The organism is Sporosarcina contaminans, from assembly GCF_042679045.1.
Lineage (GTDB): Bacteria > Bacillota > Bacilli > Bacillales_A > Planococcaceae > Sporosarcina > Sporosarcina contaminans.
The window spans coordinates 66,377-81,797 of record NZ_JBHTLT010000001.1 but is presented as its reverse complement, the minus strand read 5'-3'; the positions used below and the strand labels follow the sequence as shown (position 1 = coordinate 81,797).

Genomic DNA, 15,421 nt, shown 5'->3' with positions numbered 1-15,421 from the left:
TCCTGTTCGTCATGCCTGGAATGCTCCAGACACCTTGGCAATGTTCCCGTCTGAAACGGTCAGCTTCAGAACAATCTTGCCTTTTGCGGCAGCTGCTAAATGGTCAAATTCATCTTCAGTGATATTGTCAAGAAGCTCCACTGTGTTGGTCTTGTCCATGGCTACGAACTGTTCAGCTTCTGCCGGATCCGTCATAGAGACAGCTGCGGCCAAAGTTGCTGCCGTATCACGTTCAATCCAAGTGACGAGCCCCTGGGCTTGTTCGGTTGCAGGGTGCAAGCCGAAACGTGCCACGGCTTCCGTCAATTCCGTTCCGTTGAACTCCCGCTTGATAGCGAACGTTTTCTGCGTTGTGAAGTTGAACGTGTCCACGGCTTGAAGGGTTAGCGTGTTGTTTCCATCCACCAGGGAAGAAACCGGCAAGGTGAAGCTGAACGGGCCTGAAGCACCGCTGTACACCTGGACAAAGCTTCCGCCGTTTAACTTGTAGCGGAGCGTCACGTCATTGCCGTCCGGATCGCTCACGTTTCCGCTGATCGTCATAAGCTCCGATTCAATAACACCGGTCTGCCTTTCAAAGCTGTTCACCTGGATAGCCGGCGGACGGTTTGCGACAATGTGGAAATTTCGTACCTGGACGGTTGATTTCCCACCCTTGTCATCTTCAGCCCATACTCTCAGGACATGGCCAACACCTTCAGCCAGGGTATCGGTTACGGCTGTAGCTCCGTCAAGGATCTTGCTGCTGGTGAACTTCAGCGTCTTGCTGTACGGAATCGGTGAAGAGCCATCAGAAACGCCAGCTTGAAGCGTCCGTTCAGTTCCGTTGTTGATGCTGTATTTGATACTTACAACGTCCCCGGCGTCTGTATCAATCGCTTGGCCAGATAGGTTGATAGTATCTCCTTCATAGAGTGTGCGGCCGTCTACTTCTTCAAGTGTGACCGTAGGAACAGCGTTCCACGTAATCACGTAAGCGCCGTCTGAATCCGGGTTATCCGATACTCTGATATCAGATGGTAGATTCAAAGCGGGACGAACGCCGCTGAGCCCACTGTACGCGTGGCTGCTGGAGATAACCCCAGAAGTGTGCACGAGACGCGCGCTGTACGAGTTCCCGGCATGCGGGGTACGGAGCCACCAATGCCAAGGTGAATTAGCATTCAAGGAAGTGGTAGTGTAGTTTGAATTTGCTACCGCTTCAGGTGCCGGGTTTGCAAGCCTGGACGAATCAGCCGTTGTGAATAAGGCAAGACGTGAACCTTCCGCAATGTTGCTCTCATTGGTCAATCCTACTTCCGTATTGGATAGAAGGAAAACTTTATCCTGGACTGTCTCGCTTCCCCCGCCATCTGTAACCGTGTTTCGTGCGACCGTAAGCGTTGTGGTCAATAGGCGGTTCTTGAAATGAGCTGAGAAGTTGGCCAAGAAACCTCTTTCAGTGTTGTACGGATTGTATGTTACTCCTGCCGTGTTAGGTTGGGCGTCAGCGCCGTGCTGAGCGGAATACCAAGGGTTTCCATCCTTGTTGAGCCATTGACGAATATTGGAATGTAGATACCTGTTATTTCCGTAGTTCTTTCGGTTGGCATCGGTGTTGCCCGGCTCCTTGGCGTCAAAAGCTTTGATTGAAATGATTCTTTCGGTTAACAAGGTAATTGCGTTCACCGGATAGCCTGGATGATTCTTTGCGGCTACCTGGAAAACGACAGGCTTCCCGTTATATACCGTTCCGGGATCTTTTACCTTTGCCCCTACGGGCAGGCTGCTTAATAGTTGCGCCATTCTTTTCACCAACTCCTTCAAAAATTCTTTCAAAACGAACGTTCATATTTTGGATCAGATAGTAGCAATTTCCATGGGCGGCATGAGCGGCCCAGCTGCCATAAGCCTGTTCTATCTGCTCCTGTGTACGTTCTCCTTTTTCGTAAAGCTCTTGGAACTTCTTCAGCTTTCGTTTCACGCGGTCCTTGCTGTCCCGGCGTACTTTCTTAATGACCTTACCTGTATCGGTCAGATACAAGTGAAAGCCCAGGAAATCGACACCGTTCCGCAAAGGAAAAATGTGTGACTTGTGATTGAGCTCCAGTTCCAAGCCTTTCAGATATTCAACAATCGCCCGCTTACAATCCTGGAGGAAAGCTTTATCTGGATGGATGAGAACAAAATCGTCCATATATCGGATATACATTTTGACGCCCAGGCGCTCCTTGATAAAATGGTCAAAGTCATTGAGGAACAAAATTGAAAACCATTGGCTTGTCTGATTGCCAAGCGGCAGCCCTTTTCCTCCAGGCGTGGAATCAATGATATCGTCCAGCAGCTTCAGGACCCGTTCGTCCTTGATATGCTTCCGAATCATCCGCTTCAGGATACGGTGGTCTATCGAATCAAAATACTTTTCGATATCGCACTTCAGGACCCAGCCTTCCAGGCCATGCTTGCGGTAGTGTCTGCGAAAGAACTCACTTGTCCGATCAAGACCGGCATGAGTTCCCTTGCCTTTCCTGCAAGCGTAGCTGTCAAAGATGAACGACCTTTCAAAGACAGGCTCCAGGACGTTGTTGCATAGCGACCGCTGGACAACCTTGTGCTTGAATTGGATTGACTTGATATCCCGTATTTTCGGCTCATAAATCCGGAACACGTTATACGGGCCAAGCTTGTAGGTTTCATTCTGCAAAGCCCGCTGGAGCTTCTTCAGTTCAGCCATGGCGTTTATTTCAAACCGGGCCGTGGCATTCTTCCAGCGCTTGCCTTGCTTAGAAGCGGTATAAGCTTGAAACAGATTGTTGAAATCGTAAATCTTTGAATATAAATCCACACCGTTTGTAGCTTCGGTGTCCAAAGTAACCATTTGAAAACCTCCGCATCAGTGTTCATGTGTTTGCGCCTTGGCGCGGGATACGTCCTCCTTTGAATCTACAAATTCAAAAATAGTTTTCGGCTCAAAGGCTTACTCAGTCTATAAAATGATTCAGATCGGGACGAACGCCGTTGTTCCCATTGTTCGCGTTGTTGTTGGAGATAACCCCAGAAGTGTTCACGTTACGCGCGTTGTTCGAGTTCCCGGCATTCGGGGATGCAGTACAGGACGTACCCCCATAAGTGAATAGGTTGAAAGGCTACAAGCTATATATCTTGAAATCTTCTGCTATCAGATTACATCCATTTGGCAGTGAGCTTTTGAATTTCCTCAACTAAACCGGACCAATAGCTTGCTGAATTAGGTTCTATTCGTCCCTGCTCCAGACTTAGTTCAACCAAAAATAACACTTGCTTACTAATGGCAAGTGTCTTGCGTTGATATCTTTTCCGCTCCCGAATATCCTCTTGGTCAATGGGGAATATTTCATTGGCCATCAACAGGTTTTCATACATCTTCAAAACCATATCTTGCAAACGGTTTGTGATGGTGAAACGGATCTTCTTCGGGAATCGGTTTGTGTTATTTGTGATCTGCAAAGAGTAAGCAATCAAATCTTTGCATCTTGTGAAAACAGTCATTTCCCCTGGAATTTTCTCTCTGTAACCTCTTGTGATCTGTGATGCCCCTCCTTGATGTTAGACAACTTCATACATAGTAATGGAATAGGTTCCCCATCTGCCCGGCTTCAACCGTTGCTGTACGGTGTCAAGCTCCGCATTTGAACGGGCAATGAAAGCCCCTTTCAAGTAACTGTTTTTAGTAGGCTTCACTGTGAGGGTATTCCCGGCAATGGCCGTGATAAGAATATCCTCTGAGCTTGTCCCATCATACAAGGTGATTTCAGACAGCTCTTTGAAGCCTGTAGCGTCCACCACTTCCAAGGACGTTGCCCCGACATTGACAGCAGCTTTCACTACGGTTTTCGCCCGGTCAAGTTCCATCTTTCGTGGATCTTCACCGTCAAGTGTGTCGTAAAAAACAAGCTCACTGTTGGCCCGTTCTTTCAAATCTAACTGAACACGGATCCGCTGATTCTCACGTTCCGTTTGAATGATACGCTCATAGGCGTCATAGATTCCGTGTTCAATACGGTTGCCGTCCTCAGCTGTCCAGACCGTCCCTTCTTCCAGGACTTTATCCGGATGGCCGTCCGGCAGCGTAGGATCTTCTATTTGGTCATACCATTCACCCGGTTTATAAGGGTTCTTGAATTTCTCGCTCATTCTACCACCTCCGGAATTTCATCTTCGCCAGGCTGAATCAGCCCGATGGTTTGACGGAACGGGAACGCCAGGATAAAACCGTCTTGGCCTTTATCGTAGCTGTAGTTCTTGACTACCCACTCCCTGCCTTGTACATCGACAAGCGCGGCCCTGGTGATACGTCCCTGGTCTGCCTTGTTCAGTCTCACGTACTTCCTAACAGTGTCGCCTGTGAACCTGGTTTGCCAGATCGGGAAGTCACGTTCCACGCCGTCAATTACAACCTTTGCGCCTTTGATTGAGTTACTGAAAAAGTTCAGAATCTCAGATACGGCAACCTGTTGGATTTCAGACAAAAGCATTCACTCCTTTTGGCCTTTTCCCTGTAATCATTTTCCCCGTAACGGGGTAATTGGCAGCGAACGCATACGCTTCACCAATTGAAGTGAAGCCCGTTTCATCTGCTACGATTCCAGGAACGGAAGCCGTTCTCATTTTGTTGGTTCTTGGATGGTTGACGGGGAAAGAATAAGCAGCACTTTCCATGGTGCCTTTTTCCACTTCACGGCCCATTCCTGGGACGGAGGCCGTTCTCATTTTCCCTGTCCTTGGATGAATCACTTCAAAGCCGTAGGCTTTACTGCGGAGGACAAGAAACTCTTTTATGAGCAGGACTGCCGTTGTGATGGTCACGTTCAGCGGCACCAATCTTTCCAGGATCCGTAGTACCTCCAAATAAAAAGAAGCACTCTCCACATGAACGAGCGCTTCCAATTCAAGCTTTACTACATCCCTTTCAATCTGCGTCATGTTTTGGCCAAGCAGACTGTCCAGCAATTCCTTCAGGTATTCATCCGTGTACGGCGGGTTGTCCTGCATACGGGTTAGCAGACGCCTTTTCCGAAAGGGCAGCGTCTCAACCGTCTTGTCCGGGACAATGCTGAACTGTTTCTCCCGTCTTTCAATGGCCGGCTCACTTGAAGTCATAACAAACTGATCGTTCTCAACTTGCTGGAATGAAGCTTCAAGGCCGTCATACTCTTTTGAGACGGTCCCGGAAAGCTCCCTGAACTCCCGGATATCTTTATAAAGCGCGGGCAAGTGATCCAATAACCTACTCATTGACCGTCACGCTCCCTGCTACCGGTATTCCTGATTCCAGTATGATGTTCTCCGCCAAACCGTTCAAAGTCGTTCCAGTGATATCCTGGACACCTTCAATGGATAGAATGCGGGATTCAATATGCGTCATCCGAACGACCAACGGCGTAACAGCCAGGCTGCCGTTTACAAAACGGTTAGCCGTAACCCATTCTTTCCTAACTTCAGCCAGGTAGTCCGTAAACGCCGCTACGACAAGCGGCTCCACTTGGCCAAGCGTGACACCGGATAAAGTTAGTTGAGCGTTGAAGTCAACCGTGACAGCTGCAACTCCGCTGATTAGAACTTCATGGCAGATAGGCGCGGTGCCGTAGCCTTCGCCCGTATATTCGATTGGATCAATCTTCTCCTGGACGAACTCTATCAGCTCCTGAGTAGGCTCATTGTAAGTAGAATCAATGATAATGGCCCCAACCGTACCACCGCCCTGCGGAGCACGGAAGAGCTGTACACCACCTACGCCCTGGATTTCCATGATTTTCTTCTTGTAATCTGCCCGGTTCCCTGCGAATGCTTTCTCCTGGATATGCTCCTGGTACTTGGCATAAAGGGATTCATCTGATTCCTCGTTCTCACCTGGAATCAGAACGTCTTGCAAGATTGCGGCACCCAGGCCGTCAACCGGTTCAACGGGAATCATTTCACCAAAGTCTTTGTTCCCCGCTTCACCCACCGTTTCAGCAAGCACCCGGAAAGCTCCAGGCTCAATTCTTTCTGTGACGATATAGACGATATCGTCTAAACGGAAACGGCGGCCAACCGTAACATCAAACGGCTCTCCTTGGCTATTTGTGAAGATAGCTTTCCGGATGGCTGCTGAAGCCTTTTTCCTTTTCACCCCATGCTCCCCGACACGCCTTTCCAAGTCGTCCCCGTCTGCCGTATCTGCGAAAGTCCTGATAAGCAGTAGATCCATATTGGAATAAGCTTCAGCCAGCTCCATGGCTGTTGGCGCCAGGGCGTCATAGATAATAGATCCTTCTCTTTTGTCTACGTCATCCGGCACCCGGTCCAACATTCCCTGGAGGATGAAATCAAACGTCATATGTTCAAACAAACGGGATCGCCTCCCTCAACACTTCTACGTCACCATAAATGGTGATTGCGGTCAGGCTCACATAAGCTTCATCTTTTTCAAATTCAAGCCGGAAGTTCTCAATGGACGTGATCCGCTCGTCTTGCAGCAAGGCTTCCTTTATTCGCCTTGGCAGCTCACCGCGAACAAAAAGCCGTTCGTAGCCGATCATGTTCTGAAAACCGTAGTAATCAGAATAGATCAGATGGGCGAACCGCTTTGTCTGCAATACTTTCCGAATGGCCTGTTCCATAGCTTCTTTCCGGTCTATGAAGCCTGAGCATCTGCCGCGCTCAAAATCTATCTTGTAGGTACGGGTAGGAAGCTGGGCTTCGCTCACCACTTCCAAATCTTTTGTAACGGTTATACCGCCTACTGGTAGGACCATACTTCCTCACCTCTCTTGTATCTATCGTAAACTAAAAAGCGGTGACCGCCTTGTACTCTCAGCAGCACCACTTTGTCACCTTTTTTCAGACCATCTTCAAAAACCATTTTGGCATATTTCAAGTTGTAATCTGTATAGCCTTCAGAAGAGCTTGTGTCTTTTGCCGCGTCACCGATAGCCGTCTCCGGCCACTTCTTCGGGTTCTGATAGTCAAGCGAAATAATGCGCTCATGCCGGGTAAGGTGCTCAGCTACGTCCAGGAACTCTTCCGTAAGCTTCAGCTTTTCGTGTATGCGGATTTCCAGCGGCTTTGCTTTCTCCACTGTCCCATACAGTACGTTAACCGGGTTCATGGCAAGGACAGCTTTCACGGCCGCTCTTTTCACGTTGTCATACATCAAATCACCTTCACTTTCAATTCCATGGTGTGTACGCCCTCATTCCAGCGGTGAGTACATTCATCAACCATGACATACGCTTCAATGCCAATCTTTTCAATGTACAGGTAGACCATCCGGCCAGCCCGAACTTTCCAATTGCCCAGGCAAGACAGTTCAAGGGTTTTCGTTTCTTTGTTATAGGCTTTGATTGAGCGCTCCACCAATTCCTTGATCTGGGCGTCTGTCATATTCTCGTCCACTTTTCTGAACTGTTGCAACAGACCCCATTTCTTGATGTTCGCTGAATCTTGCGCTATGAAGGTTTCCCTTTTGGCTTTCTTTTTGTTGTCCCGGACAAACTTTATTTTGTTATAAGTTTCCTTGTCTATCGACTTGGTAAAATCGTAATCATAGAGTAGGCTATCGTCACCGATATAAAAATCATCAGCTGGGATAACCAAGTTTTCAATACTGCGTAAATCAAGCTTTCCGAAATTATCAAACAGAATGAAGTTCCGGTTTGTCGCAATCAAAGTTGAATCCAGGAACTTAGCCACCACATCGAAAGCTTCTTTTTCATCCTCTACGATTCCAGGAACGGTGAACTTTGTATCTTCCAGAACACCGGTGCTCAGATTTAGCATTCCAGCGATTCTTTTAATGGCTGCCGTTGCCGTGGATGATGGCATGACGTAAGTGTCCTGGTTCTTCAGATAGCGGAGCTGGTCATAAGCCTTGACGGACATATCACCGCTCTTCTTTATACCATCCTCAAAAGCAAAGCCGTAGAAGATCTTGTCTTTGCCTTCAGTCACCCGGATGATGGCTCCACCTTCAATGGGAAATTCCAAAGGCTTATCATTGTACATGTCAGCTTCAAAGGAACTTGCCTTCCCGATCCGTTCCGTTTTCCACTCAAAAGACTTGACGGGTATTTCAAATACTTCGCCTTTCCGGTTATCAATTAAGATCTCCATTCATCCCACCTCATTTCTTGGCCCAGGACGGAGGGATCTTTAATTTCAGACCGATGGCCAGCTTTCGGTATTGGCTTGGCTGAATATTGTTCAGCTTGGCCAGCTCCGGATAGTTGTTCCCGTTGCCCGTGTACTTCTGAGCGACCTTCCAAAGACTGTCACCCTTCACCAATGAATAGGTTTGCGGGACGGTCTTTTTATTCTGCGGCTCCGGTGTTTTCTTTTTAACTGCTGCCGGCTTCTTTGCTGCGGCCGGAGTAGCTGCTGGTTTCGGTTTGGCCACTTTCAGTTTCTTCGGCCCGAAAGGGACAAACTTTTTCATGGCCATGGTGTAGTTCACGTCTGCGGTTCCGAAACGCTCGTCATAATCAAACGTCTCTATCGTGACAAGCTCATTAATTACAAAAGAGCCGTCCACGTAAATGTAACGGACCGGCTCTTTATCGTTCATCCATTTTTCAAGCTTTTCCGTGTAGAATGATGGCTCCTTGTAGTCCGTTTCAAGGAAGTGATATTCCTGGGCAGGAAAAAAACCTTCAAGATCGAACTCTTTCAGCTCTACGTCTTTCGGGACGTTGACTGATCCAAGTTTTGCAATCTTAAAGGTTTCCCCATCTGCTGCATTCTTCACGTTCACGACTTCAGGATTGACAGGAAGGCGAAACCCCTCCGTGTCGTTTTTCACGCTGAAATAGATTCCCCTCATGTCACCACCCCTTCTACACTTCGAGCCATTTCATCTTCAAAGTTTTTGTTGATCTTGGAAATCACCTTGTCAATATCCGCTTCCTCTTTCATCGTCACGTCTTTGAACGTAACAGACGGGCTGAGCGTGATATTCACTTGGTTGATAGATCGGCTGTCTGCCATTTCAAGCAGCAGCTTTAAATCTTCATCAGCAATATTGATCTTGTCCTCAATCTTGCCGATCTTGTCCAGCTTTCCGCCTGTCGGATTGTTGCCTTTCTTCTTCCCTGCTGCCCCTGGTGCTGTCTTACCTCCAGGAGAAGCGCCGCCAAGTGTCGGATCATAAGCGCCTGTTGGCACCTCCCCGGCATTCAGCAAAGAGCCTTGACCTGGACCGGAAATGAATCCCGTCACTTTGTCAATAGCCCCTGTCAGCTTCTCGCTCGCCTTCAGGGAAGCGTTGGTTCCTGCTGCCTGCCCTTTCGCGAAAGCGTCACCCAGGTTCTTATACTCCAGGCGGCCAAAGCTTGCCTGTTCCGGAGCAGACGGCATCTTCACGCTGCTCATATAGTCGCCGGCCGTGTTGAAAGAGCCAAGACTAACAGGAGCAGATTTTGTTGGTGCCTTCAGGTTCGCCTTAATGTTGTTGATCTTGTCAACGGCTGCCGTGCTCGCCTTCAGATCCACGTTGCCAATCTCACCGATGTTCACACCCGGAATATTATTGATAAGCCCGATGAGTTTATTCACTCCGCTGATCGCCCCGTTGATTAGGGTAGACAGGGCAGACAACGCGTTATTCACGACACCCACCACACCGGAACCTACTCCGCTCATGATAGTGAGAATCGCTTCAGCCATCTTGTGGAAGAGAAGCTGCACGCCGTACACGCCGTTGTTCCAGGTATTCATGAAGAACTCAGCCGTCCGGAGTGCCGCGTTCCCGATGGCGTCAAAGACCATACGGACCATTAAGTTGAAAGCTATCCAAGCCATCTGAACCATGAACACCGCTTGATTCCACGTGTTCACGAACCACTCAGCGACCATGATTCCGAAGTTCCCGATACCCATGAGGATATTGTAGAACACGGCGCCCAGCCAGTAGACAGACCCGACAATCGCCCCGACGACCGCGGCGGTTGTATCTGCCCAATTGACCATGGCATAGATGACAAGGGCAATGACAGCCACAATAATGAGCAGCACCCAAGTAATAGGGCTTGTCAGATACGCTGCGTTGACAATCCATTGAGCCGCTGCCCAGGCAAGCGTAGCCAGTCGAATCAAGCCAAGCACGGCGTACTTGACCAACAGGATTGCTACTATTGTGCCGATGACAGCACCCATGACCGTGAGGATAGGCGCAATCCAGGACCAGTTGTCCGCAAAGATTCCAGCTACCCAAAGCGCTGCTTGCCCCATCCAGGAAAGCATAGTCGCTATAAAGGTGATGGAAGCGCCAAGCCCTGCAAAGATCCCGTCAAACCGGTTGCCGCCGAACGTCTCATTGAACATGTTGATTAAAGGTTCAAAAGCCGCAACAGCAGGCCCGATGTATTGAGGGATTTTCTTGTACAGATTCGTGACGGTTTGAACAGCCGTAACAAGCGGACCGTTCTCCCTCATCAAGTCTTTCGTCATGGCAGCTCCGGCATTCCGGCGCGCGGAGTTCATGGAATCAATCGCTCCGGCCCAGGTGCCTTTCAAGCCTTCCATCATGCCGCCGAATTTCTTGTCAATGCCCGTGACCAATGCTTCAATGGCCGTTCCGGCATCCACGGCGCCTTTACTGATTTCCTTCCGCATTTCATCGGCCGACTTACCCGCCGCTTCGCCCAGGATCTCGAAAGCGTTAATACCGTAGGAACTTAACCGGTTCACTTCCATTGCGGTGATACGACCCTGGGCTTGAATCTGCCCGAAGATATCCGCCATGTTCTGCATTTCAGCATTGCCGCCCCCGACAGCTGCCACTGCGTCACCAATCGCCTGCATGATCGGGAAAGTGTTTTCGGCGGCTATCCCGAACGCAATCATGTTCCGGGATGATTCAAGCAAATCAGGATATGCAAAAGGAGTTTTGAGGGCGAAAGCATACATATCATCCATGTAGGCCTTTGCCTTCTCTGCGCTCCCCAGGAACGTGGTGAATGCTATTTCAGCGCCCTGTGTAAAGGCGTGGAAATTGATACCACGTGACAGCATATCCGATAGCGTGTTCTTTGCTGCATTGAAAATCTTATATGCGCCGACGGCTGCAAGCAGACCCGCCGCATAATTCTTGATAGTAGAAAGCCCGTCACCAAGAGAGTTGTTGAATTTCTCCTGTTGACGGGCTGCGCATTCCGCACCTCTGCCGGCATTATCCATGGACTTACGCAAACGCTCCAAGTCTGCGGAAGCGTTGGAAATGTTCTTCCGCGCATTCGCCAGGCTCTTCTGGTCCAGCTGCTGAGTTGCGGAATCCATCTGTTCCATGACTTTAATCGTACTATCCATGGCCCGCATTATTTTCATCAGCGGACCGGTCAGCTTGTCTTGGAGTGAGAGGGTTGTTTGTGCTCCTGCCAATGTCTCACCGCCTTTCGACAAAATAAAAAAAGCACCCAATTATTGAGTGCTTACTTTTGCTCTATATTCGCCGCTTACATGTTTGAAAAGCTTTGTTTTGCAGTTCGGGCATTTAACTGTATTTGAAATCAGTTTTATTTCCGTTTCACACACGGGGCAAGGTACAGGCTTCGCCTTTGCCATTTTAAATGCCGCGACCGGAATCATGAGGATGACGCAAAGAAAGAAGAAACCGAACAAAAACATCAGAATCATAAGAACCCCTCCTTTAATACCAATATAGCACAAAAGGAGAAATTTAACTCCTATTTCTTTTTCTTTTTTGCCCGTTTCGCTTCTTTCTGCTCTTCCTTTATCCGGATATCAATACTTGCAATCACAAAAGCTTTCTCTTTCCGGTCCATGTCAAAAAACTCTCTGGGCCGGATCCGTAAACGCTGGAGGGCAAAATGAGCGTAGACCGCTTCAGGATCCTGCTCATCCGACCCGCCGCTTATGAGTTTTTTGCTTCTTCAATATCTTCGTTCAGACTGCCGCCGATACCACTGATTTCCGTCACCTTTTCAAGAATCTGGGCTGCTTCGCCCAGGTAGAACATTTCTGAGAAAAGATTCTCTGCGCCACGCACTCCGTAAGATTCCTGGAGAGCTGCATCGTTCAGATCAGGGTAGACGATGGAAGCCGTATTGATTCCGCGGTTATATTTCACGACGTCAAAGACGCGCTCCATCTTCCCTTTCGGACCCGGCTTGTTCACAAAGCAGTGTTCGTTGATCTTGTCGGCTTCCCCGGCAGTCAATGGGCGTAACTCAATCGGCTCAGGGAAACGGTCAAGCTTCAGCTTAACCGTCTCAGTTTCTTTTACGTTACCCTTCATAAAAGCATTAAATTTACTCATTCGAATATCCCCCTATTTTATCAATCATTGATAGTATTAAACTGATCCAAGAAATCAAAGTCCTCGAAGTCAAAGTCCGTCTCGTCTTTCAGGACGTCATCTGAATCGCCGTCCAAGGACGCAAGCAAAGCGCCATCCGGAACAAGATTCTTGATGAGGACCGTCTGCTTGCCTGCACGTGAAGTCATGTCCGCATTGACCACCTGGACGTCCAGGATCGGTTGCTTACCGGACTTCACGTATTCAAGCGCCAGCTGTCGCATTTCCGGGCGGTGATAATAGAACTCCATATCTCCCGTACCTTCTGCGCCGACAACTTTCACGCCTTTCATACGCTTGCCGACACCTTTCACATCGGCCTTGATATAGTCAAGGCGGGCATTGAATTTAATCAATTCCGCGAACTCATGGACCGTACCGTCAATGGTCATGTAGGCCATGCCTTCCTTTGCGGAAATCGTGTCGCTTGCCATAATAACTCTTGGCATTCAATCCACCTCCATTTATTTACATTCAACAGTCATGTATAGTTTTTCCATTGCGTCAACGAACTTCAAGCCCATCGTCGCAAGCACGGCGTCTTTCTCAGCGCCCTGTTGCAGATGGATGTCGTCCGGATCATACGGTTCAATCGCCCCGCGGCGTACAAGCGGATCCAGGATGACGGTCATGATCTGTCCTTTGAACAGGTTCCGTCCGTCCACGTTGTTGTCCACTTTCCCGATAAAGAATCGGGAGAAGATATGCTGTACGTTGTTTGAAACAATATCCATTTGACGGACGATCTTATTTTTCCGGAAGTCCTGGTTTTTGATCGGTGTGAAGGAACGGAACGTGTTGATATCCTGCTCCACCACAACCTTGTCCACGCCGTCCGCGCCCTCGTTATACGTGTAGACGATATGACCGTCTCGCAACGCCTTGACAATCGCTTCATGGCTCAGGCGCTCACAATCAATGGCTCCGGGGTATTCCGCATAGGTAAGTGAATTAGTAATCGCGTTGGCGTATGCCGCACCATACCAATACACTGCATCTTTCGCGGACAGCTCTTCGCCGCCGTCCAGCGTCACGCCGTTCAGGACGGACACAACGCCTTCATGGTCAGCTGCCTTGTAATTGTTCGTGATGAAGGTGACGTTCTTTCCTTCATTTTCTCGCCATTGTTTTACTTTCAAGGAGAACAGCAGCTTGACAGTTTCGTCATCCGTACCGATGGCCAGCGTCTTGAATCGTTGTGAATCCAATCCAGCAGCCAGATCGGAATAGGATTCATTCGTAGCTGTTACGGTCGTGCCGCCCGCCAGGGTAAGCGTCGCTTCATCTGCCGGTAGTTCTCCTGAGAACAGCACGTATGCGTTCGGCACAAGATCCGCGCTTGAAATGACTTCCTGGGAATCTACTGGACTACCGTCAAAAAAAGTTTTAACAGTAGCGCCGCCATCAAGGCCAGGAGCAACCGTGACCACAATCTTGTTTCCATCCGAACCTCCATGAACCGCTGTTGCGGTGAATGTGCCGCTTGTCGCTGTGGCTTTTTCGCCCTTGCCGTTAATGTTGTAGACCAACACGTCACCCGTGCCTTTGAACGCTTCCCGGATAGGGATAAGATCGCCCAGCGACTTCCCGAACAGCTCCTTGAAGCGTGTATTCGGAGAAACGCGGATGAACTTCCCTGTTTCGCCCCAATCCGTTTGGATAGCGACTACTTCAGTACCGCGTGAATCCAGGCCGGTGGTAACTAAATCATTTGTTTCAAAATTGACATACGCACCTGGACGTACCTTGTTTTGCGTTTCCCAAAATCCTCCTGCCATTAAGATTCAACCTCCCTTTTCTTCCAATCCTCTACAAGCTGAGCGGCTTCTTCTTTCGTGTATGAAGAGCCGTCCTTCAGAAGGACTTGCAGAAGCAGGCGTTCATTCGTGCTCTTGGCAGCATTCAAAAAGGCTGCCTTCCCGAACTTTTGGCCCGGCGTTGTTTTTGTTTTACTCACTCGTAGCACCTCCATAATGCAATTTCTGCATTTTCGTTCCAGTTTCGATTTCCCGGACAAGCTTGTTCACGGTGAACGTGATGACAAGCGTTCCGTCATGCTTCTCAGCTTCCAGACGGTTCACATGGAACTGATTTCCGATATAGCGGAAGTTCTCTTTGAAAACTTGGCTCACCTTATCGGATTCCGTGTATGCGTTCCGTTCATCTTCCGGAAAGTAGGTGACGTTCACCATGTACTGCAATTCGGACGTTTTCCCCAGCTTTCTTTCCTGGGTGTCTTTTCCGATAAGCACCAAAAAAGCAGGGGTTATAAGCCCCTGCCTTACCGGTTCGTCATATACTTTTATATTTCCGTAGACTTCTTTCAGCTGTTGGATGATGAGGGCTTTCAGATTATCCACCAAGAATACGTCTCATCTCCTTCTCCACCTTCTCCAGCCAGGCTGCGGGCGCGATAGCTTCCATTTCATCCATTGTGAGCTGAAGCATGAAACGGCCTTCAACCCATCCAACCGTTTTGCCGTTGCGGACAATACGATGGCCTTTCTCAACGAAAGACGCATATTCGATAGTGTTGTAAATGATTATGGTGTACGTATCGCCTTTTTTCAGAATGTGATATTTCCAGTTGTCCCGTAAATCACCCTGGTCAACAGGTGTCATTTTCTTGACGCGCCGGATCGCCATCTGGGCAAGTTGTTTGGCCACTTTCATATGAACTCCTGCCGTGGCCTTCGTCAGCTTCACCATGTTTTCCTTCAGACGTACCATTTCACTAAACTCAAAACCCATCACGCATACCCCTTTCGGAGAAGCATGACTTCCTGGTGTGAAACGTACTTGAAAGGCTCCTTGGCTGATTCAAATTTCTCGCCGTTCACGATGACAACATCACCGGCTTTTACGTCATAGCTGCTGGAGAGGAAAAGCTTCACATCATACTGGATGGTGTTGGCTTCTTCCTGATCGGTGTTATTTAATGCCGGGTTAGATATGCGACAAGGAACGTCTGCATAGACTGGAAGCCAGTCCATGCCATCGGCTCCGCTCTTTTTCACTACCGGCAAGTGCCGTTTGATGGTGGCTTTCTTGTCGTACATAAATTCAACGGCAGCAGTGGCCTTGGCCATGATTGCGCTTATGTTCTTCATG

General features: G+C 48.9%; 20 protein-coding genes. All 20 read right to left on the bottom strand.

Annotation, left to right across the window (positions count from 1 at the left end):
- Positions 1-9 precede the first annotated feature (9 nt).
- Complete coding sequence (locus ACFQ38_RS00450) at positions 10-1,818, bottom strand: DUF6273 domain-containing protein (protein WP_381479482.1); 1,809 nt, start codon at positions 1,816-1,818, stop codon at positions 10-12.
- Positions 1,721-2,857: a reverse transcriptase domain-containing protein gene (locus ACFQ38_RS00445; RefSeq protein WP_381479481.1), complete on the bottom strand. Its 1,137-nt coding sequence runs from the start codon at positions 2,855-2,857 to the stop codon at positions 1,721-1,723. Before ACFQ38_RS00445 ends, ACFQ38_RS00450 begins: the two co-directional genes overlap by 98 nt.
- A 305-nt stretch (positions 2,858-3,162) precedes the next feature.
- Positions 3,163-3,507, bottom strand: a complete 345-nt coding sequence (locus ACFQ38_RS00440) for a four helix bundle protein (RefSeq protein WP_381479480.1) — start codon at positions 3,505-3,507, stop codon at positions 3,163-3,165.
- 57 nt (positions 3,508-3,564) lie between these two features.
- On the bottom strand, positions 3,565-4,152 hold the full coding sequence (locus ACFQ38_RS00435; protein WP_381479479.1) for a hypothetical protein: 588 nt from the start codon (positions 4,150-4,152) through the stop codon (positions 3,565-3,567).
- Positions 4,149-4,487 carry a hypothetical protein gene (locus ACFQ38_RS00430; RefSeq protein WP_381479478.1) on the bottom strand — a complete coding sequence of 113 codons (339 nt, stop codon included), beginning with the start codon at positions 4,485-4,487 and terminating at the stop codon, positions 4,149-4,151. The genes ACFQ38_RS00435 and ACFQ38_RS00430 overlap by 4 nt, the downstream gene beginning before the upstream one ends.
- A complete protein-coding gene (locus tag ACFQ38_RS00425) occupies positions 4,480-5,253 on the bottom strand; it encodes a putative phage tail protein (protein ID WP_381479477.1) in 774 nt (257 codons plus the stop codon). Before ACFQ38_RS00425 ends, ACFQ38_RS00430 begins: the two co-directional genes overlap by 8 nt.
- On the bottom strand, positions 5,246-6,208 hold the full coding sequence (locus ACFQ38_RS00420) for a baseplate J/gp47 family protein (protein WP_381479476.1): 963 nt from the start codon (positions 6,206-6,208) through the stop codon (positions 5,246-5,248). Before ACFQ38_RS00420 ends, ACFQ38_RS00425 begins: the two co-directional genes overlap by 8 nt.
- Before the next feature lie 133 nt (positions 6,209-6,341).
- Positions 6,342-6,755: a DUF2634 domain-containing protein gene (locus tag ACFQ38_RS00415; RefSeq protein WP_381479475.1), complete on the bottom strand. Its 414-nt coding sequence runs from the start codon at positions 6,753-6,755 to the stop codon at positions 6,342-6,344.
- Positions 6,740-7,153, bottom strand: coding sequence for a DUF2577 domain-containing protein (locus ACFQ38_RS00410; RefSeq protein ID WP_381479474.1), 414 nt, complete (start codon positions 7,151-7,153; stop codon positions 6,740-6,742). Before ACFQ38_RS00410 ends, ACFQ38_RS00415 begins: the two co-directional genes overlap by 16 nt.
- The gene (locus ACFQ38_RS00405; protein WP_381479473.1) at positions 7,153-8,112 is read right to left on the bottom strand and encodes an XkdQ/YqbQ family protein; all 960 of its coding nucleotides are present in this window, start codon (positions 8,110-8,112) and stop codon (positions 7,153-7,155) included. The genes ACFQ38_RS00410 and ACFQ38_RS00405 overlap by 1 nt, the downstream gene beginning before the upstream one ends.
- Positions 8,113-8,122: 10 nt before the next feature.
- Positions 8,123-8,818 carry a LysM peptidoglycan-binding domain-containing protein gene (locus ACFQ38_RS00400; protein WP_381479472.1) on the bottom strand — a complete coding sequence of 232 codons (696 nt, stop codon included), beginning with the start codon at positions 8,816-8,818 and terminating at the stop codon, positions 8,123-8,125.
- The gene (locus ACFQ38_RS00395) at positions 8,815-11,373 is read right to left on the bottom strand and encodes a tape measure protein (RefSeq protein ID WP_381479471.1); all 2,559 of its coding nucleotides are present in this window, start codon (positions 11,371-11,373) and stop codon (positions 8,815-8,817) included. Before ACFQ38_RS00395 ends, ACFQ38_RS00400 begins: the two co-directional genes overlap by 4 nt.
- A 39-nt stretch (positions 11,374-11,412) precedes the next feature.
- Complete coding sequence (locus ACFQ38_RS00390) at positions 11,413-11,661, bottom strand: DUF2614 family zinc ribbon-containing protein (RefSeq protein WP_381479470.1); 249 nt, start codon at positions 11,659-11,661, stop codon at positions 11,413-11,415.
- Positions 11,662-11,866: 205 nt separating this feature from the next.
- Entirely contained in the window at positions 11,867-12,271 is a 405-nt protein-coding gene (locus ACFQ38_RS00385) for a phage tail assembly chaperone (protein WP_381479469.1), read from the bottom strand.
- Positions 12,272-12,291: 20 nt separating this feature from the next.
- Positions 12,292-12,759: a phage tail tube protein gene (locus ACFQ38_RS00380; protein ID WP_381479468.1), complete on the bottom strand. Its 468-nt coding sequence runs from the start codon at positions 12,757-12,759 to the stop codon at positions 12,292-12,294.
- 15 nt (positions 12,760-12,774) lie between these two features.
- Positions 12,775-14,088, bottom strand: a complete 1,314-nt coding sequence (locus ACFQ38_RS00375; protein WP_381479467.1) for a phage tail sheath C-terminal domain-containing protein — start codon at positions 14,086-14,088, stop codon at positions 12,775-12,777.
- Positions 14,088-14,267 carry a hypothetical protein gene (locus tag ACFQ38_RS00370; RefSeq protein ID WP_381479466.1) on the bottom strand — a complete coding sequence of 60 codons (180 nt, stop codon included), beginning with the start codon at positions 14,265-14,267 and terminating at the stop codon, positions 14,088-14,090. Before ACFQ38_RS00370 ends, ACFQ38_RS00375 begins: the two co-directional genes overlap by 1 nt.
- Entirely contained in the window at positions 14,260-14,670 is a 411-nt protein-coding gene (locus ACFQ38_RS00365; RefSeq protein WP_381479519.1) for a phage tail terminator family protein, read from the bottom strand. Before ACFQ38_RS00365 ends, ACFQ38_RS00370 begins: the two co-directional genes overlap by 8 nt.
- Positions 14,663-15,061 carry an HK97 gp10 family phage protein gene (locus tag ACFQ38_RS00360; RefSeq protein ID WP_381479465.1) on the bottom strand — a complete coding sequence of 133 codons (399 nt, stop codon included), beginning with the start codon at positions 15,059-15,061 and terminating at the stop codon, positions 14,663-14,665. The genes ACFQ38_RS00365 and ACFQ38_RS00360 overlap by 8 nt, the downstream gene beginning before the upstream one ends.
- Entirely contained in the window at positions 15,061-15,420 is a 360-nt protein-coding gene (locus tag ACFQ38_RS00355; protein WP_381479464.1) for a thioredoxin domain-containing protein, read from the bottom strand. Before ACFQ38_RS00355 ends, ACFQ38_RS00360 begins: the two co-directional genes overlap by 1 nt.
- Position 15,421: the final 1 nt, after the last annotated feature.